The organism is Faecalibacterium sp. AF28-13AC (assembly GCF_003478405.1).
Taxonomy (GTDB): Bacteria; Bacillota; Clostridia; order Oscillospirales; family Ruminococcaceae; genus Faecalibacterium; species Faecalibacterium prausnitzii_E.
Map to the genome: position 1 here is coordinate 140,458 of NZ_QUFG01000001.1, position 24,502 is coordinate 164,959.

At 58.7% G+C, this 24,502-nt stretch carries 18 protein-coding genes, 1 tRNA gene and 2 pseudogenes; 5 read left to right on the top strand and 16 right to left on the bottom strand.

The genetic code is table 11. The features are described from left to right. Window positions 1-60 precede the first annotated feature (60 nt). Window positions 61-597 carry a TetR/AcrR family transcriptional regulator gene (locus DWY95_RS00700; protein WP_118551545.1) on the top strand — a complete coding sequence of 179 codons (537 nt, stop codon included), beginning with the start codon at window positions 61-63 and terminating at the stop codon, window positions 595-597. 161 nt (window positions 598-758) lie between these two features. On the opposite strand, the pseudogene DWY95_RS00705 reads toward DWY95_RS00700, so the two are convergent. From DWY95_RS00705 to DWY95_RS00770, 12 genes and pseudogenes are all read right to left on the bottom strand, one after another. Beyond that, window positions 759-908, bottom strand: a pseudogene (locus DWY95_RS00705) (recombinase family protein); the annotation flags it as partial. A 50-nt stretch (window positions 909-958) separates the two neighbouring features. Next, entirely contained in the window at window positions 959-3,298 is a 2,340-nt protein-coding gene (locus DWY95_RS00710) for an ABC transporter permease (RefSeq protein WP_243082494.1), read from the bottom strand. An 11-nt stretch (window positions 3,299-3,309) separates the two neighbouring features. After that, complete coding sequence (locus DWY95_RS00715) at window positions 3,310-3,993, bottom strand: ABC transporter ATP-binding protein (RefSeq protein ID WP_005942816.1); 684 nt, start codon at window positions 3,991-3,993, stop codon at window positions 3,310-3,312. A 101-nt stretch (window positions 3,994-4,094) separates the two neighbouring features. Continuing rightward, entirely contained in the window at window positions 4,095-5,132 is a 1,038-nt protein-coding gene (locus tag DWY95_RS00720) for a HAMP domain-containing sensor histidine kinase (protein ID WP_118551549.1), read from the bottom strand. 9 nt (window positions 5,133-5,141) lie between these two features. Further along, window positions 5,142-5,822: a response regulator transcription factor gene (locus DWY95_RS00725; protein ID WP_118551551.1), complete on the bottom strand. Its 681-nt coding sequence runs from the start codon at window positions 5,820-5,822 to the stop codon at window positions 5,142-5,144. Between the two features lie 451 nt (window positions 5,823-6,273). Beyond that, window positions 6,274-6,984, bottom strand: a complete 711-nt coding sequence (locus DWY95_RS00740; protein ID WP_005926942.1) for a response regulator transcription factor — start codon at window positions 6,982-6,984, stop codon at window positions 6,274-6,276. Beyond that, window positions 6,977-8,860 (bottom strand): DUF4118 domain-containing protein, encoded by a 1,884-nt coding sequence (locus DWY95_RS00745; protein ID WP_118551553.1) that lies wholly within the window; start codon window positions 8,858-8,860, stop codon window positions 6,977-6,979. Before DWY95_RS00745 ends, DWY95_RS00740 begins: the two co-directional genes overlap by 8 nt. A 132-nt stretch (window positions 8,861-8,992) precedes the next feature. Further along, the gene (locus tag DWY95_RS17500; protein WP_263286303.1) at window positions 8,993-9,121 is read right to left on the bottom strand and encodes a hypothetical protein; all 129 of its coding nucleotides are present in this window, start codon (window positions 9,119-9,121) and stop codon (window positions 8,993-8,995) included. A gap of 18 nt (window positions 9,122-9,139) precedes the next feature. Next, on the bottom strand, window positions 9,140-9,787 hold the full coding sequence (locus DWY95_RS00750; protein WP_118551555.1) for a TrkA family potassium uptake protein: 648 nt from the start codon (window positions 9,785-9,787) through the stop codon (window positions 9,140-9,142). Between the two features lie 11 nt (window positions 9,788-9,798). Further along, window positions 9,799-11,136 carry a potassium transporter TrkG gene (locus DWY95_RS00755; protein WP_118551557.1) on the bottom strand — a complete coding sequence of 446 codons (1,338 nt, stop codon included), beginning with the start codon at window positions 11,134-11,136 and terminating at the stop codon, window positions 9,799-9,801. A gap of 110 nt (window positions 11,137-11,246) precedes the next feature. Continuing rightward, window positions 11,247-11,444, bottom strand: a pseudogene (locus tag DWY95_RS00760) (DUF6061 family protein); the annotation flags it as partial. 298 nt (window positions 11,445-11,742) lie between these two features. Next, window positions 11,743-11,826, bottom strand: a tRNA-Leu gene (locus tag DWY95_RS00770). Window positions 11,827-12,060: 234 nt separating this feature from the next. On the opposite strand from DWY95_RS00770, the gene DWY95_RS00775 reads away from it, so the two are divergent. Beyond that, window positions 12,061-12,435, top strand: coding sequence for a DUF3592 domain-containing protein (locus tag DWY95_RS00775; protein ID WP_097792754.1), 375 nt, complete (start codon window positions 12,061-12,063; stop codon window positions 12,433-12,435). A gap of 12 nt (window positions 12,436-12,447) precedes the next feature. After that, complete coding sequence (locus DWY95_RS00780) at window positions 12,448-13,383, top strand: FKBP-type peptidylprolyl isomerase (protein WP_097792753.1); 936 nt, start codon at window positions 12,448-12,450, stop codon at window positions 13,381-13,383. Window positions 13,384-13,458: 75 nt separating this feature from the next. Here the strand turns inward: DWY95_RS00780 and DWY95_RS00785 are convergent, their stop codons facing one another. Next, window positions 13,459-15,234, bottom strand: coding sequence for an ABC transporter ATP-binding protein (locus tag DWY95_RS00785; protein ID WP_118551561.1), 1,776 nt, complete (start codon window positions 15,232-15,234; stop codon window positions 13,459-13,461). Then, window positions 15,231-16,970 carry an ABC transporter ATP-binding protein gene (locus tag DWY95_RS00790; RefSeq protein ID WP_337995339.1) on the bottom strand — a complete coding sequence of 580 codons (1,740 nt, stop codon included), beginning with the start codon at window positions 16,968-16,970 and terminating at the stop codon, window positions 15,231-15,233. Before DWY95_RS00790 ends, DWY95_RS00785 begins: the two co-directional genes overlap by 4 nt. A gap of 198 nt (window positions 16,971-17,168) precedes the next feature. On the opposite strand from DWY95_RS00790, the gene DWY95_RS00795 reads away from it, so the two are divergent. Together DWY95_RS00795 and dnaK are read left to right on the top strand one after the other, a co-directional pair. Further along, the gene (locus DWY95_RS00795) at window positions 17,169-18,233 is read left to right on the top strand and encodes an SseB family protein (protein ID WP_118551563.1); all 1,065 of its coding nucleotides are present in this window, start codon (window positions 17,169-17,171) and stop codon (window positions 18,231-18,233) included. 109 nt (window positions 18,234-18,342) lie between these two features. Beyond that, window positions 18,343-20,142 carry a molecular chaperone DnaK gene (gene dnaK, locus DWY95_RS00800; protein ID WP_118551565.1) on the top strand — a complete coding sequence of 600 codons (1,800 nt, stop codon included), beginning with the start codon at window positions 18,343-18,345 and terminating at the stop codon, window positions 20,140-20,142. An 82-nt stretch (window positions 20,143-20,224) separates the two neighbouring features. Here the strand turns inward: dnaK and DWY95_RS00805 are convergent, their stop codons facing one another. Both DWY95_RS00805 and DWY95_RS00810 read right to left on the bottom strand, forming a co-directional pair. Continuing rightward, on the bottom strand, window positions 20,225-23,017 hold the full coding sequence (locus DWY95_RS00805; protein WP_118551567.1) for an SMC family ATPase: 2,793 nt from the start codon (window positions 23,015-23,017) through the stop codon (window positions 20,225-20,227). Continuing rightward, window positions 23,014-24,153 (bottom strand): exonuclease SbcCD subunit D, encoded by a 1,140-nt coding sequence (locus DWY95_RS00810; protein ID WP_118551569.1) that lies wholly within the window; start codon window positions 24,151-24,153, stop codon window positions 23,014-23,016. Before DWY95_RS00810 ends, DWY95_RS00805 begins: the two co-directional genes overlap by 4 nt. Window positions 24,154-24,502 lie beyond the last annotated feature (349 nt).

Below are 24,502 nucleotides of genomic sequence, written 5' to 3' on the forward strand. Positions count from 1 at the left end.
ATCAACAAAATCCGAAAAGGGTTGGGTATCCGACAAAATACCGAAAGAGGTGGATTATTTTTGGACATCCGCATCGAAAAGACCGACCGCGCCATCGAAAAAGCGTTTCTGGAACTGCGCAGCAAAATGCCGCTGGAAAAGATCAAGATCAAAGACCTGTGCGCACTGGCCTGCGTGAACAAATCGACGTTCTATGCCCATTATGAGGATATCTATGCACTGTCCAGCCGGTTGGAGGACAAGCTCATTGCCGACATTCTGGCCAGTGTCTCGGCGGTGGAGCTGCACCCGGTCCGGACGGAGGCGCTGACCCGTGAGCTGTTCCGGGCCTTTGTCCAGAACAAAACGGCGGTGAACATCCTCTTCGCTGATTCCCGTCAGGGCATCTTTGCCAACCGCATCGAAAAGGGCCTGCGGGAGCGCCTGACCGCGCAGGACCCCACCTTCGCCAACGACCCCAAGCGCGGCATCCTGCTGTCGTTCTGTGTGCAGGGCTGTTTCTATGCCTTTACCAACAACAGCAGCCGGATGGACGAGAAACACCTCGTGGACCTTCTGGCAGAGATCGCCAGGGCGGCGCAGAAAATCAAGATGTGAACACAAAAAAGAGCTTCCGGCATCTGATATGTAGGGGCTGTTGCACAAGTCCCTACAAAAAGACCAGAGTTATTCAGCCAAAAGGCTTTACAACTCTGGTCTTTTGCTTTTTAACGGCAGTCCTCCCGGTAGACATTCCTATGGGTCTAGGAACCGCGGTGGTCTGCGTTGATGATGTAGCCAAAGGGAATGGCACCGCCAGTGAACTTTCCCTTCAGTGCGTTTTCGGTCAGGCCACGAATGACCTTTTCTGCAAGGTCAGCGGAATAATACTCGGCATAACCTTCCAGCACCGATTCCAGAATGATGCCCACCGACCTATGGTTTTCGCCATAAGCTGGTGGGCATCTGTTGTTCTGGCTTATAATTCACTGATGGTTGCAGTAATGGGCTGCATAAGGATCCGCCTGACCGGGGTATATACTGCCAGCACCACCGCCGCCAACACGACGGCGACGGTCACAGCAAGACAGCCCCACGGCACCTGCCACGCTGCACCGAAATAATGGGTGATGAGCCGGGTATACAGCATCCGGTTCAGCACAAGACCCAGCGCAATGCCCACCACAAGACCGGACACCGCATAGGTGCCAGCTTCGGCAGAGACCATGCGTTTCAGCTGTGCATCATCCATCCCGATGGCACGCAGGATACCATACTGCTTCATTCGTGCCGACACGCTCATGGAAATGCTGTTGATGATGTTCAGAATGGTGATTCCTGCAATCACGATGAGAAACGCATAGACCACCAGATGGAACGCCCAGTAGGTGCTTTGTATCATCCGATTTCCTTCGATTCGGTTGGAAAAAACAACCTGCTTGTTTAACGTGTCGCTCAGCAGGGTGTGTATTTGTGCAATGGCTGCGTCTGCTGTGGTATCTTTTAGTTGAATATCGATCACCGCATAGCGGTTTTGCCCGGTCAGCTGATGGAAGGTTTCTTCAGTGCAGATAACAATCGGGGAATCGGTACTACTGAACGGGCTGTCGTTCAATACACCCACGACTGTGAGCTTTGCATCCTCCAGCTGAATGGTATCACCCACGGTCAGGGAGTTGCTTTTGTCGAATACCGTCAGCACAGGGTATGTGCCATCCTCCGGCTCCTGCGGAAAGGTTCCGCCAATCAGGTCTTTTTTCGCCCAGCCAAACTGTATCGTATCGTATGAAATCAGGTCGATGGACCCCTGTTTTCCCTGATATTCCGCCGGGAGCGGGCAATACATCCGCCCGAATGCGTGTTTGACTTCCGGCAGAGCTTCCAGCTGCTCCACCAGCACCGGGTCAAGGACATTTTGCCCGGATGTTTCACCCACCGATAAGTCCGGCGCGTAGGGCTGCAACGGATTCAGCGCAAATCCAACCCATCGAAGCAAAACCGAAAAGCTCAAAAACAGGAGAATGCTTAACGCAAAGGAACCTGTCATCAAAAGCAGATTCTTTTTGGACGAGGTTGCATGGCTCACGCCCAAAGAAAGCTCTGCACGACTTCCAAACAACCGAGCATGACACGGAGAAGCCGCTGCATTTTCCACCGCATTCCCGGTTGCTGCTGTGATTGGAGAAGCTTTTGCCGCCCGCCGTGCCGGAGAAGATGCCGCGAACCAAACCGTGACTAGTCCCAATACCATTCCGCAAACAATGCCGACCGGGCTTATTCCGAACACCGGCAAAGAGCTGAATTCATCGCCGACAAATCCACGCAAAAAGGCACACAATCCCCATGTGGAAACGATTCCCAGCACACACCCTGCTGGAACAGCAGTTTTACACCAGAAAAGAGCTTCCAGCCGGACAAGCGTCCGAACCTGATTTTTTCCTGCCCCAAGACAACGCAGCATTCCATAATAGCTGGTACGCTGAGCCACATTGCTGTTGATGCTGCCTGTGATCATAAAAATTCCGGCAAGGACGACCATGCCAGCCAACACAGCCGCCACCGTATATAAGCCTACAATATAATCGTTGTTGCTGCTTGCGTTCAACGCCATCAGGTAAGCGTTTTCGGAGATTTTTTCTTCTGAAATTCCGTACTTGTTTTCGATGTTCACAATGGACTGCCGCAAATTGGTACGTGGCTTGAACTGGATGAAATACTGTGTTTCAAAGGATTCTTCTGCCTGTGCGGCAATCTGAGAAAATGTACTGCGGTTCATCACCAGCACAACAGCATCATACTGGTTCGCATCGGAGGTATCCTCATTGAAACCTGCGACAGTAAGCGAAATGGTCTGTCCATCCGGGAGCGTCAGCGGAATCGCTGTACCGACCGTAACATCCAGCCAATCCCGGATGTTTGCTGTCACGAGCACTTCGCCATCCGCCGGGGCAGTGCTGCACTGCATTCCCGGAAAGATTTGAAGGATTGCATCATCTGCTCCTACCAGTGCGGCACGTTTATCTCCGGCAAAGTAGTTTTCCGTAAGGGAAGCGTTGATGTCGCTATACGCCGAAAATGCAGCAACATCCTCCTGTGCGGCAAGCTCTGCGGCTGTTTCAGGGGAGATGTCCTTTACCATGATATGCCAGTTTCCGTTTTTGTTCAGCTGGTTTGAGGTTTCCATCCGAATCGCCATATCTGCCATACTGAACACCGCCGTGACCAGAAACACCGCAAGGACGATGCACAAAATCGTCATGCGGTTCTGCCGTCTGCGTACCTTGGCAGAAATCGGAATCAGGCTCAGATAGCTTTTCATTTCTGTGCTGCTCATTCCCGGCACCTCCCAAAATCGGTCAGGCAGCCGTCCGATACCTGCAGCACCCGGTCTGCCGTCTGCGCAATGCTGCGGTTGTGGGTGATCATCAGGATGGTCTGCTCGTATTTCCGGGATGTTTCTTTTAGCAGGGCAATGACCTCGCTGGTGTTCTGGGTGTCCAGATTGCCAGTCGGCTCATCCGCCAAAATCAGCGAAGGGCGGGTCATCAGGGCGCGGCCAATGGCTACCCGTTGCTGCTGCCCACCGGAAAGCTGACTTGGCAGATGCTTCCGACGGTCTTTCAGATTCAGCACGGTCAGCAGTTCTTCCAGATATGCCCTGTCCGGCTTTTGGTAGTCCAGCAGCACCGGGAACAGGATGTTCTGTTCTACGGTCAGTTCCGGGATGAGGTTGAATGCCTGAAAGATAAAACCGATATTGCGGCGGCGGAAGATCGTCAGCTCCCGGTCTTTCATGGCAAAAACATCCTTGCCATCAATCAGCACCTTGCCGGAAGTCGGCGTATCCAGTCCACCAATCAGATTGAGCAGGGTGCTTTTGCCAGAGCCGGATTCGCCAACGACCGCCACATATTCGCCTTTCGGCACGGAAAAGCTAACATCTTTCAGCGCATGGACAGCGGTTTCTCCGCTGCCGTAGGTCTTGCAGAGATGGTTGACTTCTAATAGTTCCATAGCGTATCCCTCACTTTGCAGGTTCCTTCGATTCAGACGGATCTTCTCTGTCTGTGCAGAAAAGGATAACACGTCAACCTTACTGCAAGCCTACACTCAGCCTACAATTTTGTAGGAATCGGAAAATTCAGAGTAAAGGTCGTGCCCTTTCCCAGCTCGCTGCCTACTTCAATGGTGCCGTGATGGGCTTCCACAACGGCTTTTGCCAGCGGCAGACCCAGCCCGATGCCCTGTGTATCCTGTGAAAAGCGGCTGCGATAAAACCGTTTGAAGATATGGTACAAATCTTCCGGGTGGATGCCGCTGCCGTTGTCGCGCACTTTGATCTGAACCATGGACGGCAGTGCATTCCACTCTACCTGAATCGTATCTCCGCTCTTTGTGTGGTCAAGGGCATTCTTTACAAGATTGTCCACAGCTTCCTGCATCCAGTCACGGTCGCACCAAAGTGTAACCGCCTCTGAACCGGACAGAACAAGCTTTTTCTGTTCCTGCTCTGCACGATAGTGATACTGCCGCGCGATGTCCTGCACCATTTCAGCAACATTTTCGTTTTTCTTCTCCAAGACGACCGAACCGGCATCCAGCCGGGTGATTTTGAGCAGATTCTGCACCAGCGTTTCGATGCGGTCCAACTCCTGTTCGGACAGGTCTGCAAACTCTTTGACCTCCGATGGCGAAACAACTTCGTCCTGAAGCAGACCGTTGTAGATATTCAACGCCGCCAGCGGTGTTTTGAGCTGGTGCGAAATATCTGCAATGGTATTTTTCAAAAAACGCTTCTCCCGTTGCTCGTTGTCTGCGTGTGCGCTCAGAACTGCCGCCAATGCATTAACGGAGTGAAACAGACGGTAAAGTTCTCCCTCCCGGTCGCAGTCCAGTCGTGCATCCGGGTTGCCATCCAGACAGCTTTGGATTTGCTGGACTGCCTGTTCCAGAAGCGCGCTCTGCCTTTGGAAATAGCGAAAAAGCACGCCCCAGAGACAGCCGCCCAGAAGCAGAAAAACAAACAGTGACCCGAAAGAGAATGCGTGCGTTGTATGCCATGCAACGCCCTGCGTGAGAGCCAATGCCACTGCCCAGACCGCCAGCACGGCTTGGAATAAATTCCGGATCTCCCGGTTTGCGAATACTTTCATACGGCACCTTTACCCATTCCATTTATAGCCCATCCCGCGAACGGTCAGCAGCATCTGCGGTTTGCCGGGGTCGTCCTCGATCTTCATCCGCAGCCGCCGGATGTACACCGTTAAGGCACTGCTGTCAATGTAATCTCCATCGCAGTCCCACAGTGCATCCAGAATTTGTTCCTTGGATAGCACGGCATTCGGATGCTGCATAAAGAAGCATAGCAGCTTGTACTCTGCGCCGGTCAGTTCCAGCAAGGTTCCGTTTTTGTATGCCTGCCCCTGCAACAATCGGACGGTGATGCTGCCCGATTCCAGTACGGGTTCTCCTGCGTCGGACGCATTTGCACGGCGAAGCAGTGCATTGACCCGCGACAGCAGGACACCCAGCTTGAACGGCTTGGTCAGGTAATCATCCCCGCCCAGATCCAGTCCCATGATGATATTCATTTCCTCATCCGAAGCGGTCAGGAACAGAATCGGCACGTTGGATGTGCGCCGCACCTTCTGGCAGAAATCGAAGCCAGAGCCATCCGGCAGGGAAACATCCAGCACCAGCAGGTCATATTTTCCGTCTGACCACAGCGCATCGGCTTCTGCCAGCGTCCGGGCGGTATCCAGTGCAAAGCCCTGCTTCTTGAATGCAAAGGTCAGCCCACTGACCAGGCTCAAGTCATCTTCCAAAAGGAACAGTTTTCTCATGATTCCCTCTCTTTTCTGCGTTTTGTGTGTCCTACAGGTTCAAAAGCATTATAAATTTTTTCTGCGAACATTACAATGCGCGAAACGGAAATTGTTTCTTGCCGTGTGTTAAACATAAGTCCTCCTATCACTGCTTTACTGCAATAAAATTTGCAAAACCATCTTGACGTGCCCTGCAATCCATGATACCCTTTATCGCAAATCCCACCGAGCTTGTCGGGGCAAGGCCCCTCCATCTTGCTTGCGCAAGACCGTTCGGTCGCTTAAAAGCCCCACTGGGGCTTTTGTTGCTGCGCAAACGCGAGCTTGCCTATGGCAGGCAGAGCAGGCTCATCATGCCCCCAGCAAAGAAAAACAGAGCGTTCCCGACGGGGAACGCCCTGTTGTACATATCGCTGTTGTCTGTGACTTTTGGCAGGGTGCGTCCGCAGGGCGCACCCTGCTTTTTTTACTATGCTTCATCATTTTCTGCGCGCAGCATCCGGTATCCGACACCAACATGGGTCTGGATCAGATGCGGCGCATCCGGGTATCGTTCCAATTTTTTGCGCAGGGATGCCATGTAAACTCGCAAGGAAGCAATGTCATTTTCCTGCGTACTGCCCCATACTTTCTGCGTGAGGGAGGTATGCGTCAGCACTTTGCCCACATTATGCGCCAGCACACACAGCAGCTTGTACTCGATGGGGGTCAAATGCAATTCATTCTCGCTCAACCAGACGCAGCCTGCCGAGAAGTCGATCTTCAAAGGACCATTGACAAAAACCGGGCTGTTTATGCCGTCAGAAGCCAGCAGATTCAATCGGCGCTGCGTTACACGCAGTCTTGCCAGCAGCTCATCCACGGAAAACGGCTTTGTCAGATAATCGTCTGCGCCGTTGTCCAGTGCCTCGATCTTATCAGAATCTTCGCTCCGGGCACTCAGGACGATGATGGGCAGGTTCGACCATGTGCGGACGCTGCGGATGACCTCGATGCCGTCTATATCGGGCAGCCCAAGATCCAGCAGCATGATGTCCGGGTTGTGGCTGGTAGTCATCATGATCGCCGTTTCCCCATTGGAAGCAGTCAGATATTTATAGCCGTGGGTTTTCAGGGTCGTTGTGATCAGACACCGTACAGGAACATCATCCTCTACGACCAGAATGGACGGCTTATTCATGAATGTTCACCTCGCTTTGCGGCAATGCAAAGGAAAAGACACTGCCATTGGGAATGTTGTCACGCAGGGTCAATGTTCCGCCGTGAGCCGTCAGGATCGCTCGGCAGAGGGGCAAGCCCAGTCCAAGGCTGCGGTGACTGTCTGCGATGCGGCTCTGCCCGGTATAAAACATCTCGAACACCTGTGCTTTTGCGCGATCCGGAATGCCGGGACCGTTATCTGCAACTTCCACTACGACCTGATGGTCTTTCCGGTAAGCCGAAATCTGAATGACCGAGCCCACGGGGGTGTATTTGATGGCGTTATCCACCAGATTGACAACGACCTGCATGATCAGCCGTGCATCCACATTGACCAAGAGGATCTCGTCCCCATACTGTGTTGTGATGGTGTGTTCGCAGCTTTTCCGGTTGACATGATGCAGAGCTTCTTCGATCATTTCGTCCATCAGCTGCGGTGAGATCTGCAGATTCATCCGACCATCCTCAATGCGGGTGATGGAAAGCAGATTTTCCACCAGACCGATCAGCCATTGCGCATCGTCAAAAATATCGGTGCAGATCTTGTTCCGGGTCTCTGTATCCAGTGTTTCTCCGTTGGAAAGCAGATTGCTGGCATTGCCGGAAATGGAGGTCAGCGGGGTGCGCAGGTCATGGGAGATCGTGCGCAGCAGATTTGCCCGCAGCTCTTCATTCCTTGCCTGCAATGCAGCTTGCTCTTTTTCCAGCGCGTTTCTGCGGTTTTCGATGGCCAGCGCACCTTCGCCCAGAATGGAAAGCAGCACACTGTTTTCAAAGGCATCCAGCGGTTTTTCGGATAGATCGATCCCGATCACTCCAAACACGCCGCCTCCGGTCCGAAGTGCAAGATAAAGCCCCTTTGCATCCGGGTAGCTATCCGTGCCTGCGCCGGAACGCTTTTTGTTGGCAAACGTCCAGTTTGCTGCATCCCGTTCTTCCGGTGCAGAAAAGATGTTACACGGCACTTCCCCATCAACCTCAAAAACCTGTTCTGACCCAAGATCTCCGTTTTGTTCCGGGTAAACGATCAAACTCCGGTTCAGCAGCTTCATCAACTGGGACGCTGTCTGAGAGAGGATTTCTTCCTCGCTTTTTGCTCTCTGTAAAAGCTGATTTGTATCAAACAGTATTTTTGTACGGAACGCTGCCTGCGCAGACATTTTTGCATGATCCTTCAGCCGCGTTGTCAGGGTACAGGTGACGATGGCAGAAGTCAGCATCAGCACAAAGGTGATTTGATACCCCGGATCATAGGCATGGAATGTCAGTCTTGGCTCCGTCAGGAAGAAGTTATAGAGCGCAACGCTGGCGATCGAACCAAAAACGCCGCAGGAATAGCCAGATGTTGTAAGAGCCGTGAGCAAAACGCCCAACATATAGAACATAATGATATTGTAGCGCGCAAAGTCCAGTTGCAGGAACAAAAAGCCAATCACCGTGATGCAGGCTAGAATCCCTGCCGTAATCAGCAGATCACGGAACGATGGGACGATGGAACGGGCAAACAACCTTCTGCCAGAGCCGTAATCCTGCTCAACTGCTGCATCCGGGATGATATAAATATCCAGATTAGGCGCAGTCATCGTCAATTTTTCAGTCAGTGACGGTCCACTCCAGAAATGGCGGCGATGTACGCTGGAGCGCCCCAGCACGATTTTTGTAATGCCGGAGATGCGGGCAAACTCTGCGATCTGCTGTGGAATGTCATCCCCGTAGATCGTAGAAATGTCGGCACCTGCCTGCTCTGCCATACGAATGTGCTGCTGCAAGCGCCGACAGTCTTCTTTTCCCATCTGATCCGAATCCGGAGTCCGGACATACAGAGCTGTAAAGGTCCCGCCGAACGCTTTTGCCATCGTTGCTGCCGTCCGCACGATCTTTGCATTGGAGGGAGAGGACGACAGACACGCCAGAATATGTTCAGTGGGTGGGTCGTTCTGATTCATAAAGATCACCTGCCTTGCCCACAGTATAGCACAATTTGATGGTCACGACCACCAGCCGCGTCTTTTTCCTTCTTGTCGAATGATTTCCTTTCGTATGTGATCCAGCGCATCTGCTGCCCAAAATCCACTCAACATGACGCCAAGAACCATCAACAACAAAACGACATCCATATGATCCGTCCTATCTTTTCAGAGCCGGAAACACTTTTGGATCGATGCGTATTTCCCCAAAACCAGCATGCTTTCATCCCGGCACAGCTGCGTATCCGGCGTGATGTTCATATCGAGCTTTCCGTCTTTTTTCAGCGCAAGAATATTGATGTTATACTTTTTTCGGATATTGATCTCGCCGATCGTGCGATCCATCCATTCCGGCGGAATGGTCACTTCCATGATGGCGTGGTCGTCCTGCAGCTCGATATAATCCAGAATGTGTTCGGAGCTGTATCGGATTGCTGCCCACTTTGCCAGCTGCTTTTCCGGGTAGACCACTTCATCCGCACCGTTGCGTAGCAGAAACTTGGCTTGTACATCCCGCTCTGCACGCGAGACCACAAGCTTTGCTCCCAATTCTTTGAGCAGCGATGTTGTTTCCAACGAACTCTGAAAATTGCCGCCGATCGTTACGATGCACACATCAAAATTGCCGACACCAAGGGAGCGCAGAAAGTATTCGCTGGTGCTGTCACCGATCTGTGCATTCGTCACATAGGAAAGCACGGCATTCACACGGTCTTCGTTGCAGTCGATTGCCATGACCTGATGACCCAGCTCATTCAGTTCCTGCGCAATATGGCGGCCAAAACGGCCAAGCCCAATCAAAAGAATCGATTTCATACTTGTCTCCTTTATCCGATCGCGATTTTCTCCTGCGGCAGACGAGAGTGGGCAGGGCTGCTGCCAAATGCCGCATAAATCAACGTCAATCCGCCAACACGTCCCAAAAACATCAGTGCGATCAGCACCCCCTGCGAAAGGATGCCCAACTGCGGCGTGATGCCCAATGTCAGACCTACCGTTGCCACAGCCGAAGCAGTCTCATACAAACAGACTGACATCGGCAGCTGCTCTGTCGCAGCAATGACAAAGGCTCCGAGGAAGAACAGCGTCAAATACATCCCTGCAATCGTGGCAGCATTCTTGACCGCAGAACCATCTATGCGCCGCCCGAAAAATTCCGCATCTTCTCTGCGGCGGAAGGTTGCCCACATATTGGCCAGCAGAACGGCAAATGTTGTGGTTTTCATGCCGCCTGCCGTAGAGCCGGGCGATCCGCCCAACAGCATCAGAACCACCATCAATGCCTGTGAAGCGCTGCCCATCGCAGCAAGATCAGCGGTGTTAAAGCCGGCAGTACGGGGGGTAACGGATTGGAACATCGACAATAAAATGCGCTGCCGGGCAGAGCCTGCCGTGAACTCGAAGCAATAAAAGTACAGCGACGGCAGCACCAGAAGAAACGCCGTTGTGACAAGGATCACCTTGCTCTGCATCCGGTAACGGTGAAAGTCAAGGCGGTATGTACAAATGTCCTCCCATGTCAGAAAGCCAAGGCCGCCAAAGACGATCAGGGCCGCGATTACTGTGGTAAGCAATGGGTCACCTGCATACCGTGTCAGCGAAACAAATTTTGCACCCTCTGTTCCCAGCAGGTCAAAACCTGCATTGCAGAACGCCGAAATGGAATGAAACAGTGCATACCAAATCCCGCGCAAGCCATAATCGGCGCAAAATGTCGGCAGCAACAGTGCAGCACCGGCCAGTTCAAACAGAGCGGTGATCCGCAGAATAAAGCCTGTCAGCCGCACGATGCCGCCCATCTGTGGGGCAGCGGTGGCTTCCTGCATCGTGCTGCGCTGCTTGAGGGAGATCTTTCGCCCGGAAAGCAGCGCAAAGGCAGCGCCCACTGTAATGACACCCAATCCTCCGATCTGGATCAGAAGAAGGATCACACTTTGCCCAAAAACCGACCAGTAGCTGCCGGTATCCTGTACCACAAGGCCGGTCACGCAAAGGGCAGAAGTGGAGGTAAACAGTGCCTCATGGAACGGTGTGATGCACCGCTGCTGTGCAGCGATCGGGAGCATCAGAAGCAATGCGCCCACCAGATCAACTGCCGCAAACCCTGCAATAATGACCTGAAAAGAAGAAAAACGGTGCTGCCTGTAACGAGGATGTTGAATCATAAAAGCTCCTTTACCTATCCGTGTGCATAAAGATTAGCATGGAATAGATAAAGGAGCCGTAAAGAAAATTGTAGAAGTATAAAGATTCCATTAAAATTGATCGGCCAACACTAAAAAATGCCGGACATCACCAGCTCAAAAAAGCGGTAATGTCCAGCATTCATTCGGATTTCTAGTCCATGGCTCCCGGCCACATTCTTCAAATATTCCTCCGGGTCACCATTCAAAATCAAATCCGCATAGCCCAGCGGGTCATTGTAGATAAGGTAGTCCAGTTTTGACCTCTGCATCATGGTCACATCCAGTGCACTGGGGCTTTCATTGCTGCGCAACCGCGGCATTCTGCTTTCCGAAGAAAACAAAAAATCCGAACCCCTCTCCTATCGAGAAAAGGTTCGGATTTTCTATTTTAACGGCAGTCTTCCCGGTAGACATTCCTACGGGTCCAGGAACCGCGCACGAACAAAAGCCCCACTGGGGCTTTTGTTGCCCCGCCTGCGGCAGGGCCGTGTTGTTCAAGTCCTCTTATCCGCATAGAAGAGTGTTTCCAAAAGGACGGACGCAAAAGAAAAACGACAGCCTTTTTTGAAAGCTGTCGTTTGAGAGTGCGGATAAGAGGACTTGAACCTCCACCGAGTTGCCCCGATTAGAACCTGAATCTAACGCGTCTGCCAATTCCGCCATATCCGCATATTTTGTTTTCGTTCGTGAGCCGTGTCGCTCGGAACGATAGTAATTATACCATGGAAACGGGAAATGTCAAGCGCTTTTTTCGAATTTTTCTGACAAAAATTCCGGATGAAATTTTGGCACCGGAATGAGGACGATGGGGCGAAATTTTCGGTGAAATATGATACAATAAGACCTGAGCTGTCCGGGGCCTGGGGCCCTGCGGCAAAATACGATGGAATGAGGGAACCACACATGTTCAACTTTCTGATCTTTATCATCGGGGCGGCGCTCATGCTCGGCATGGGGGTGCGCAGTGTGCTTGCGCGGCGGCGTTTGCAGACAAAAGGCGAAAAGGTCACCGCCCGCGTTGCGGGCACCGCGCAGGGCCGGGACGGTCAGGCCTATGTGCTGGAATTTGAGACGGCAGGCGGCAGCCACCGCCTCCATTACCCGAAAGCGGCCAAGGGCAAGGGCTTTGCGGCCGGGGAGACCGTTACCTTATATTATGACCCGGAAGATCCGGAGAAGATGTATGTGGAAGGCGACCGCGCCGTGCTGGGGGCCGAAGTGCTGTACTTTGCTCTGGCGGTGGTGCTGGTGCTGCTGATGGCCGGATTTGTGCGGTGAGGAGGAAATGCCATGAAACTGGAACATTTTGGGATGCCGGAACCGGGCGACTGCCGGGTGGTCTTTTCGGCCAGTGCCGAGGAGCTGGAAGCAGCGGTGCAGGCCGAGCAGGCGGCACCGGATGCGCCCAAAGAGGAAGAAGACCTGCTGACGGCAGCGGTGAACCGCGCCATTCTGGAAGGTTTTTCGCCGCTGTTTGCGCAGCTGATGGAGGAGCACCGGCTCGTCCCGGTGACGGACCCGGACTTTGAGCTGCTGGCCGTCAACCGGGCTGAAGGGTTCCGGGCGGGGGCGGAGTTTTTCTGCCTGCCGCCGCTGGAACTGGGGCGGTACACCGGCTTTGTGCAGCCCATCCGGCCCCGGCCTATCCGGAAACTGACCCTTGAACTGGAGATCAACCGCCACCACGGCGACGAGGACCGCGCCGCCGACGAGGCGGGCAAAAAAGCCCTGCGGGACCGTGTGGCACGGGAGATCTACAAGACCCGCTGCGCCCAGGCCGAGACGCTGGCTGAGCGGGAGCTGGTCTACCAGCTCGGCGGCGAGGTGAAGGGCGCGCTGCCGAAGCAATTGGTGGCGGGCAACTACTTTGCCGAGCAGCGGGAGTTCAACCTGCGGATGCAGGCGAACAACATCAACTTTGACCAATACCTGAAGGTGCAGGGCCAGACGGTGGAACAGTTCCGGGCGGAGCTTCACGCTCAGGCGGAACAGAAACTGCGGGGGCGTCTGGGGCTTCTGCTGGTCGCCGAAACGGAACATCTCTGGCCCACAGAGGCCGAGGTGCAGGCTGCGCTGGAGGGCTGGAACGGGGAGCGGACCTTCCCGTCCAACGACAAGCGAAAGCTGCGGCAGGGCATTGCCAGCCAGCGCGCAGCTGCCTTTGTGCGGGCGCACTCCACGCTGACCCCGCCGCCGGAGGAGCCAGTGGTGGTCGAGACGGTCTGAAACGACGGGCGGCAGGATTCTGGCAAACAAAAATGGGATGCTTGTTTCAAGCATCCCATTTTTTGTTTGTGCCGGTCAGGTCTCCACGCCCTCGAACTGGCTGTTGTAGAGCTTGGCGTAGAAGCCGCCCTGGGCCAGCAGTTCGTCGTGATTGCCCTGCTCCACGATGTGGCCGTCCTTCATCACAAGGATGACGTCGGCTTCGCGGATGGTGGACAGGCGGTGGGCCACGATGAAACTCGTGCGGCCCTGCATCATCCGGGCGAACGCGGCCTGGATGCGCACCTCGGTGCGGGTGTCGATGGAGGAGGTGGCCTCGTCCAGAATCAGCATGGGCGGCAGGCAGAGCATGACGCGGGCGATGCAGAGCAGCTGCTTCTGGCCCTGGCTGATGTTGCCGCCGTCCTCCGCGATGACGGTATCGTAACCGTCCGGCAGGCGGCGGATGAAGCTGTCGGCGTGGGCTGCCTTGGCCGCGGCAACGATCTCTTCGTCGGTGGCGTCGGGCTTGCCGTAGGCGATGTTCTCGCGGACGGTGCCGGCGCGCAGCCAGGTGTCCTGCAGCACCATGCCGTAGCTGCCGCGCAGGGAAGCGCGGGTCACGTTCCGGATGTCGTCGCCGGAGACGGTGATGGAGCCGCTGTTGACATCATAGAACCGCATGAGCAGGTTGATGAGGGTGGTCTTGCCGCAGCCGGTGGGGCCGACGATGGCAATGCGCTGGCCGGGCTTGACGTCCAGGTTCAGGCCCTCGATGAGGGGGCGGTCCGGCAGGTAGCGGAAGGAGACGTCCTTCAGCTCCACATGGCCGTCCGGCTGCAGCACCCTGGCGTGTTCGGCTTCGGGCACCTGGTCGTCGGCGTCCAGCAGCTCAAAGACGCGGGCCGCGCAGGCCAGTGCGTTCTGCAGCTCGGTGACGACGCCGGAGATCTCGTTGAAGGGCTTGGTGTACTGGTTGGCGTAGTTGAGGAAGATGCTCAGCTGACCGATGGTGATGCCGCCCGCCACAGCATAGATCGCACCCACCAGACCGACGCCTGCATAGACGATGTTGTTGACGAAGCGGGTGGCGGGGTTGGTCATGCTGGAGAAGAAGATGGCCTTCAGGCTGACATCCTGCAGCTGCGTGTTCACCTCGTCAAAGGAGGCAAGGCTCTCGGCCTCGTGGCCGAAGGCCTGCACGACCTTCTGGCCTTCGATCATCTCGTTGACCAGAGCGGTCTGCTCACCGCGCACGGTGCTCTGCCCCTGAAAATACTTGTAGCTGCGCTTGGCCAGGAAGCTGGCTACCACCAGGCTCAGCGGGGTGATGCAGACGACCACCAGCGTGATGGGGACATTCTCCCACAGCATGAACAGCAGGGTGCCGAAGATGGTCAGCAGGCCGGAGAACAGCTGGGTGAAGCCCATCAGCAGGCCGTCGGCGAAGGTGTCCACATCGGCGATCATCCGGCTGACGATGTCGCCGGAGGGGTGGCTGTCGAGGTAGGAGAGGGGGAGGGTCTGGATCTTCCGCAGGGCGGCATTGCGCAGGTCGCGGCTGACGGAGAAGGTGATGCGGTTGTTGCAGACGCTCAGCAGCCACTGCGCAAAGGCTGCGAGGATGGCTACGGCCACGATCTGCAGGATGATCTGCATCACACCGGCAAAGTCCACACGGCCCTTGCCGAGCATCAGGTCGATGGCGCTGCCGCAGAGGATGGGGATATACAGCTGGGCGGCCACGCTCACGGCGGCCACGATGAGGCTGCACCCCACGAAAAAGTAGTAGGGGCGGATCTTTTTCAGCACCCGGCGGAGCGTTGCCTTGCGCTGTTCCGGGGTCAGGCTGCTCTTTGCTTTTGCACTCATTTCTGCGCATCCCCTTTCTTGAACTGGCTGGCATAGATCTCCTCATAGACCGGGCAGGAGGCCAGCAGGTCGGCGTGTTTGCCGAGGCCGACGAGTTTGCCGTCGTCCAGAACGAGGATCTGGTCGGCGTGCTGCAGGCTGGCGGCGCGCTGGCTGACGATGAAGACGGTCAGGCTGCCGGGCAGAGCCGCCAGTGCCTTGCGCAGGGCGGCGTCGGTGGCGTAGTCCAGAGCGCTGGCACTGTCATCCAGAATGAGGATGTCGGGCTTGCTCACCAGTGCGCGGGCAATGGTCAGGCGCTGCTTCTGGCCGCCGGAGAGGTTCCGGCCGCCCTGCTCTACCGGCTCGTCCAGCCCAAGGGGCTTCGCCTTGACGAATTCCGCAGCCTGTGCCGTTTCCAGTGCGGCCCACAGGTCGGCATCCGAGGCGTTCTTGTTGCCCCAGAGCAGGTTCGAGCGGATGGTGCCGCCGAAGAGCTGCGCTTTCTGCATGACGACGCTGACGCTGCCGCGCAGAACGTCCCGCGGGTATGCCTGCACCGGACGGCCCAGGATCTCAACCGAACCCTCGGTGGCATCGTAGAAGCGGGGGATGAGGTTGATGAGGCTGGATTTGCCGCTGCCCGTGCCGCCGATGACGCCGATGGTCTGGCCGCGTTTGGCTGTGAAGCTGATGTCCGACAGGCTGGGGGCACCGGCACCGGCGTAGGTCAGGCTGACATGGTCGAACCGGACGGCGTCGTCGGCCTTGCTTGCCTCCACGGCATCCGGAAGGGCAGCGGGGAACGCCATCCCCGGTTCCGTGTCCAGCACGGCCTGCACACGGCTGGCGCAGGCCAGCGCCTTGCTGATCTGCACGATGAGGTTGGCCAGCTTGACCAGCTCGACCAGGATCTGGTTCATGTAGTTGACCAGCGCGATGACATCACCGGCTGCCATGCCGCCGATGTTGATCTCGATGCTGCCTACATACAGCAGCGCCACGATGGCCAGGTTGATGATCACGTAGGTCAGCGGGCTCATCAGGGAAGAGAGATGGCCGACGTGCAACTGCATTTTGGTCAGCAGGTCGTTGGCAGACTCGAAGCGGTCGATCTCGCTCTTCTCCTTGTCAAAGGCGCGGACGACGCGAACGCCGGTCAGGTTCTCGCGGGTCAGGCCCAGCACCCGGTCCAGACGGGTCTGGGCGGTCTTATACAGCGGGTTGGTCAGGACCATGATGCCGAAGACTACGATGGACAGCAGCGGGATGGCCACCACGAAGATCCATGCGGCCCGCGCATTGACCGTGAAGGCCATGACCATGGCACCGACCACCACGAACGGGCTGCGCAGGAACAGGCGGAGGAAGAGGTTCAGGCCGCTCTGCACCTGATTGATGTCACTGGTCATGCGGGTGATGAGGGTGCTGGTGCCCAGCGTATCCATCTCGGTGAAGCCGAGCTTCTGGATGTGCTCAAACAGCGCATGGCGCAGCGAGGTGGAGTAGCCCACAGCGGCCTTGGCGGAGAAATACTGGGCCGTCAGGCTGCAGGTCAGGCCGATGACGGCGAGCAGCAGCAGGATGCCGCACCGCGCAAGGATATAATGCAGGTCGTGCGCCGCAATGCCGACGTTGACGATGTCTGCCATGACCAGAGGGACAAACAGGTCGAACGTGGCTTCCAGCATCTTGAACAGCGGCGCGAGGACGGCCTCGCGCTTGTAGCCGTTCAGGTGGGTAAGCATTTTGTTCAAGGCGAAAGACTCCTTTTCTGAAATGTAAATTTCTGAAATGTAAATCGGGGGAAACTTTCCCATCGCATATTATAATACAACCGGAATCGGAATGCTATTGTTTTGCGGAAAAATGCGGTGCGTCTTCCCCATTGTGAAACTTGGGAAATCCTGCTATAATAAATTATTATGACGGATGGAAAAAGAAGGGTGATGCAAATGGCATACGAGAAAAGCGCACGGCGGTTCCGCCCGGTGGGCAGCCGGAAGAAAAAAGCCGCCCCCCAATACAGCCCGGCGGGCACGGGCTGCCCGGTGGTGGAGCAGGCCGTGGAGCGGCTCTACCGGGAGCAGAACGAGACGCATTTCTGGAACCTGATGAACGCCCTGAACTATGCACTGGAGCTGAAAACGCGGGTGCTGGTGCCGCTGGATGCCGCAGCTGACCCGCAGAGCGGCCCGGCCCCGTGGGCTTCCATGCCCATCCCGGCGGAAAAGGCAGAGGGGCTGGACCCCTGGCTGCTCCACACCCGGAAGGAACGCAGCTACCTGCCCCTGTTCACTTCGGTGAAGACGGCGGAAGCCGAGCGCGCCACGGCCACCCGGCCCATGGCCGAGCGCGGGATGCGAGAGGCCATGGAATATGCCCTGAACACCGACGGTATCGACGGTGTGGTCATCGACCCGTGGACCAATTCCGCTACGCTGGATGGCTCCATCCTGAACGGGCTGCTCAAGTCGGAGCGGGGCAGCGAAGGCCCCGGTCTGGAAGAACTGGATGCGGGCTACGATGCCGCGCGGCAGGGCAGCTGGGCCGAGGCGGTGCAGCACTATGAAAAAGCCGCCGAGGCGGGCAGCGCCGAAGCGCTGGCGCTGTTGGGCGACTGCCTGTATCAGGGCCGGGGTGCCCGGCGCAGCAAGGTACAGGCCCGGCGGATGTGGAAAAAAGCCGCCAAGGCCGGGGAAGTGCAGGCCATGATCGCCCTTGGCGATGACGCAGCGGCCTCCGGGCAGGAAGCCGCCGCCGCGCTGCAATACTACCGCCGCGCCCAGAGTGCCGCCCGCGGGATGCCGGATGTCTCCTATACGCCGCAGATCCGGCTCCGCATCGCCCAGTGCGAAACGCGGTATGTCTCCCGCAAAAAGGCGCTGATGGAGCTGGCGGAGGCCGAGCAGGGCTTCTGCATCCAGCTGGAAGAGGGGGCACCGGACGCGGAGATCTGGCTGGACGAGACCCGGAAGACCGTGGCGGAGCTGATGAACGAAGGGCTGGAGAACCGATGAAATCGGCAGGAACACAAATTCTTTACATTTGTTCTATGAAATCGTCATAGGAAATCGGTAAGATGATTCTGGAAAAAAATCTGTGCCGCAAGAAAAGAGGACAAGCACTATGAGCAACGTGATCGGAATCGACCTTGGAACGACCAACTCCTGTGTGGCAGTGGTCGAGGGCGGCAAGCCCGTGGTCATCGCCAATGCCGAGGGCGAACGCACCACCCCCAGCGTGGTCGCCTTTACCAGAGACGGTGAGCGTCTGGTGGGCGGTGCGGCCAAGCGCCAGATCGCGACCAACTCCGGCCGCACCATCTCCAGCATCAAGCGCTACATGGGTTCCGACCACCGGGTCCACATCGACGGCAAAGACCTGACCCCGCAGGAGATCAGCGCCATGATCCTGACGAAGATCCGCCGCGACGCTGAGAGCTACCTCGGCGAGCCGGTGACCGAGGCCGTCATCACGGTGCCCGCCTACTTTGACGACAGCCAGCGCAAGGCCACACAGGACGCAGGCCGCATCGCGGGGCTGAACGTTCTGCGCATCATCAACGAGCCTACGGCTGCTGCGGTGGCCTACGGCCTGGACAACGAAGCGCCGCAGAAGATTTTGGTCTATGACCTGGGCGGCGGCACGTTCGATGTCTCCATCATCGAGATCGAGGACGGCACCTTCACGGTGCTGGCCACCGGCGGCGACACCCATCTGGGCGGCGATGATTTCGATGAGCGGATCGTGGAGTATGCGGTGGCGGAGTTCAAGAAATCCGACCGCATCGACCTGAGCCGCGACCCCGCCGCCATGGGCCGCCTGAAAGAGGAGGCCGAAAAGGCCAAGAAGGAGCTGTCCAGCGCGCTGAGCGCCCAGCTGAACCTGCCCTTCATTGCGGTGGGCAAAGACGGCCCCCACCATCTGGACCTGACGCTCACCCGCCCGCAGTTCGAGATGATGACCGGCGACCTGCTGGCCCGCACCGTGCAGCCGGTGCAGAATGCCCTGCGGGATGCGGGCATCGCCGCCAGCCAGCTGGGCAAGGTGCTTCTGGTGGGCGGCAGCACCCGGATGCCGGCCGTAGAACGTCAGGTCAAAGAGCTGCTGGGCTGCGAGCCCAGCCACAGCCTGAACCCGGACGAATGTGTCGCCATGGGCGCAGCGGTCCAGGGCGCTCTGCTGCAGGGCGGCGGCAAGCTGGCCGGTGCTTCCGGTGCTGCCGCACAGGGCCTTGTGCTGATGGATGTCACCCCGCTGACCTTGTCCATTGAGACGCTGGGCGGTGTGGCGACCCCGCTCATTACCCGCAACAGCATGATCCCCACCCGGAAGAGCCAGATCTTCACGACGGCGCGCCCGATGCAGACCAGCGTGGAGATCAACGTCCTGCAGGGGGAGCGCCACTTTGCGCGGGACAACAAGAGCCTGGGCAAGTTCAAGCTGAACGGCATCCGTGCCAGCTTCTCGTCCAAACCGCAGATCGAAGTGACCTTTGACATCGACGTCAATGGCGTCGTGAAGGTCTCCGCCAAAGACCTCGGCACCGGGCGGGAGCAGAACATCACCATCACCGGCAGCACGAACCTGTCGGAACACGAGATCCAGCGCGCCATGGCGGATGCCGCCGCGTATGAGGCCGAGGACAGCCGCCGGAAAGAGCGGCTGGAACTTCATAATCAGGCCGAAGTGCTGGCCTACAAGGTGGATGAGGCCTTGTCCAAGTGCAAAAAGGAGCTGGACAAGGACGAAAAGAACCGCATCAAGGCCGATGTGGCCAACCTCCGCCGCTGCCTGCGGAAGGACAAACCCGAAAAGATGAACGAGACCGAGGAGGCAAACCTCCGGCAGGCCAAAGAGCGGCTGGAAGCTTCGGCCAACCACCTGATGATGCTCTACACGAGCGAAGAACAGGAAGAACAATAAGAAGACAAAAAAATCTCCGCGCAGCTGCGCGGAGATTTTTTTGTCGGCAGGGCCGGAACAGAGGGTGGAGAAACGGACATGTTTACACGATCAGTTCCACCGTGCTCCCCCCGCTGCGGGCCTTTTTGACGAGGACCTGATGGTCGATGCGGTCTTTGAGGGCGGCGACATGGGAGATGATGCCCACGAGCCGGTCGCCTTCGGTCAGGCCGGAGAGGACCCGGATGGCCTGTTCCAGACTTTCCTCGTCGAGGGAACCGAAGCCCTCGTCGAGGAAGAGGGTGTCCAGCCGGATGCCGCCGGCCGTGCTCTGGACTTCGTCCGAAAGGCCCAGCGCCAGCGCCAGCGAGGCCTTGAAGCTCTCGCCGCCGGAAAGGGTCTTCACGCTGCGGCGGGTGCCGTTGTAGTGGTCGATGACGCCGAGGTCCAGGCCGGACTGGCTGCGCTGGTTCTCGGCCCCGACCCGCTCCAGCTCGTACTGCCCGGCGGTCATCTGCATCAGGCGGGTGTTGGCGTGGACGAGGATGCGGTCGAGATAGTGCATCTGGATGTAGGCTTCCAGCTTGATCTTCTGTTTGCTGCTCAGGGTGCCGCCCGCTGTGGAGGCCAGCGCGTTGACCCACTGCCAGCGGGTCTCCAGCACCTGCCGGGCCGCGGCCAGGCGGCGGTAGTCGGCGGCGGCGCGGCGGTTGGGCACGAGCTGGGCCGTCAGGGCTTTTTCCTGTTCGGCGGCCTGCTGGCGGGCCGTTTGCAGCGCGGCGAGCCGGGTGCGCAAAGCGTCGAGATCTGCGGCCCCGGTCTCCGGGGCCTGCTGGTCTTGCAGGGCCTGCACGGCGGCTTCGGCGGCAGCGACGGCGTTTTCCGCAGCGCGGCGGGCGGCTTCGGCCTGCTCCATGTCGGTGCGCAGGGCAGTGCGCTGGGCCGTCAGGTCGGCGACCGTCTGCTGGGCCTCGGCGCGGCTGGCCGGTGCGCTCTGCCGGGCTTCGGTGATCTGCTGTTCCAGCGCCACAGCCGTGGCTTCGCGGGCAGCGGCAGTCTGTTCGGCAGAGGCCGCTGCTGCTTCCAGCGCGGTGCGCTGGGCCGTTTTGGTCTTGCGGGTGGTATCCAGCCGGGTGCGGCGGGCACAGTCGGCGGCGGCCTTTTGCCGGGCTGCGCGGTTCTCGGCCTGTGCGGTCTGGAGCGCGGCAGTCTCCTCGGCAAGAGCCGTTTTCAACAGGGCCACGGTCAGAGCGACCGGCCCCTCCGGCGAGGTGAAGCGTTCGGGCAGAAGGCTTTCGGCGTCCCGGCGGAGGGTGGCTTTGCCCTCCCGCTGGGCGGCGAGGGCTTCGCGGGCGGCGGCCGCGCGGTCCTGCGCTTCGCGGTCTGCTGCTTCTGCCGCCTGCTTGGCGGCGGTCACCTGCGCCTGGGTGGGGGCAGTGTGAGGCAGCGCTGCCTTGGCCGGGTGGTGGACACTGCCGCAGACGGGGCAGGGGGTGCCTTCGGCAAGGCCCTGCGCCAGAAGCCCGGCCTGTGCGTCCAGAAACGCCCGCTCGCAGGCGTCCCGCTCCGCGTGGGCAGCGTCCTGCGCGGCGGCTGCGGTGCGGTAGGCGTCCTGTGCCTGTCTGGCTGCGTGGGTGCGGCGCTGGTCTTCGGTCAGGCTCTGGGCCAGCGCGGTGAGGGCGGTCTCCCGGCGGGTGAGCTGCTCGGCCTGAGCAGTCAGGGCCACATTTCGGGTCTCCGGGTCGCCGAGGGCGGAAGCTTCGGCGTCCAGTGCGGCAAGTTCTGCATCCAGTGCGGTCAGCTGGGCCCGCGCCTTGCGGGCTTTGGCCTGTTCCAGGTCGGCCTCGCTGCGGGCGGCGGTCTGTGCGCGGCAGAGCTTGTCCAGCGCGTCGCAGGCGTCAAGGCCCGCTCTGGCCCGCTCCAGCTGGGCGGTCAAAGCGTCCAGTGCGGCAGCATCGCCTGCATGGCGGGCCGCATCGGCGCGGGCCGCGTCCCGGCGGGGGAGCAGGGCGGCAAGCTCGGCCTGCTTTTCGACCCGCTGGCGGCGGAGGGCTTCGGCCTGCTCGGCCCGGCCCAGCGTCTGCTGCAAAGCGTCCAGCTGCGCCTGCGCGGCGGTGTGGGCGGCGGCAGCAGCGGAGAGTTCCGCTTCCTGCCGGGTAAGGAGCCCGTCCAGAAGGGCGGTGACTTCCTCGGCGGGGCGCTGCGCCGAAAGCTCGCCCAGCGCTTCGGCGTCGGGGTCGGTCTCCGGATAGCGGATGCCGGAGAGCACCGCGTCCAGCTGGACGTTCTGGGCCGTGCGCTGGGCCGTGAGGCGGGCGTTCTCCTCTTGCAGCGCGTCCTGCAATTTCTGGTAGCGCTGGGTGCGGAACAGTTTGCGGAAGATCTTGCTCCGCTCCTCGGTCGTGGCGTTGAGCAGGCGGGTGAACTGCCCCTGCGCGATCATAGCAATCTGGCAGAACTGGTCGTAGTCCAGCCCGATGAGAGCGGTGACGGTGGCGGTGACATCCTTCGAGCGGGTCACGGGCGGGCGTCCGTCCGGGTAGGTGAGGACGGCGTCCGCCTTTTCGGTGGTCGTGCCCTCGCCCCGCGCCTTGGGGCGGAGGTAGTCCGGGTTGCGGCGGACGGTGTACCGCTGGCCGCGCACCTCGAATTCCAGCTCGACAAAGGTGGGGGTGCCGGGGTCGGCGTACTTGCTGCGCAGCATGGCACCGTCCCGCACACCGCCGCTGGAATGGTCGTACAGGGCATAGGTGATGGCATCGAAAAGGGTGGTCTTGCCCGCGCCGGTGTCGCCGGTGACGAGATACAGGCCGCCTTTGCCCAGGCGCTCCAGCTCCAGCGTGACGGCGCTGGCGTATGGCCCGAAGGCCGAGAGGGTCAGCTTCAGGGGTCTCATGCGTCCTCCTCCTTCCAGAGCGTTTCAATGAGCTGCTGGCAGAACGCAGCCTGCTCGGCGCTCAGGGGCTGATTGTTTTGCAGCGCATAAAAGGCCGCGAAGTGTTCCAGCGGTGTTTTCTGCTCGGTCTGGGCCGGGGCGTCGAGGTCGGCCTGGGTGCGGGTGCGGAGGTTGTCGTAGTCCAGCCGCATCAGATTCGGATAGATGACCCGCAGCCGGGCCAGCGCATCGGGCACATCCTGCTCGTCGGTCAGGGTGATGTGCAGATAGTCGTCGGTGGCCGTGCCTGCGTAGCTGCGGCGGTCGGTCAGCTCCATGTAGCTGCCGCGCAGCTCCCGCAGGTCGTGCTTCGGGGTCAGCGGCGCGGTGGAAAGCGTGACCTCTCCCTTCGGCCCCAGCTCCACAAACGTTGCGCTCTTGTGCTGGTGTGCCTCCGAGAAGGAATACTTCAGCGGGGTGCCGCAGTAGCGCAGGGTGTCGCGGCCCACCTTCTGGGGGCTGTGCAGGTGGCCGAGGGCCACATAGTCGAAGCCGTCAAAGAGGGCAGCATCCACACAGTCCAGCCCGCCCACCGATGGCTCCTCGCTCTCGCAGGCGGTGGCACCGGCCACGAACTGGTGGGCCACCAGTACGCTGCGGCGGGCCGGGTCGGGGGCGCAGCGGCGCAGCACACAGCCCAGGGCGTCGCTGTAGCTCTCGATGGGCTCGTCCGGGTAGATGTGGCGCACCGTGGCGGGTTTCAGGAAGGGTAGTAAGTAAATGTCCACCGGGCCATATGCGTCGGTGAGGGGGATGGGGGCCGGGACTCCTTCGAACACCGGGCTGACGTAGACCTGGCTCCCCGCCAGCAGATGGGCACCGAACGCGACCCGCTCGGCGGAGTCGTGGTTTCCGCTGATGGCGAAGACCGGCAGCTTCCGGTCGGCCAGTTCGGTGAGGAACCAGTCCAGCAGACGGACGGCTTCGGCGGGGGGCACGGGTTTGTCGTAGAGGTCGCCCGCCAGCAGAACAGCATCCACGGGGCGGGTGTCGAGGAGCGACAAGATCTCCTCCAGAATATACCGCTGGTCGTCCAGCATGGAGAACTCGCAGACCCGCTTGCCGAGGTGCAGGTCGGAGAGGTGAAGAAAACGCATGGGAGCACCGCCTTTCAGTTGGGGATGCTTTTATTATAAACGGCCTTCCCCTCTCAGTCAAACCCTGCGGGTTTGCCAGTTCTCCCGAAGGGCGAGCCATTGGCATGCCGGGCAGCCCCTGCTGGACGCTGAACGTATTTCATATCGTAAACGGAAGCGCTCCGCTGTCAGGGCCAACAACATCTGTACTGCGCTCTGACAAAGAGCGTTTGGGTAGATGCGGTCGAACGAAACAACGGAGCACTCCATTTTAGGGTTTCAAGAAACTTTGCTCATCCAGTACGCCCAAAACCGTCTCGCCAGTGGCTCCCCCTTCGGGGGAGCTGTCTGCGAAGCAGACGGAGAGGGT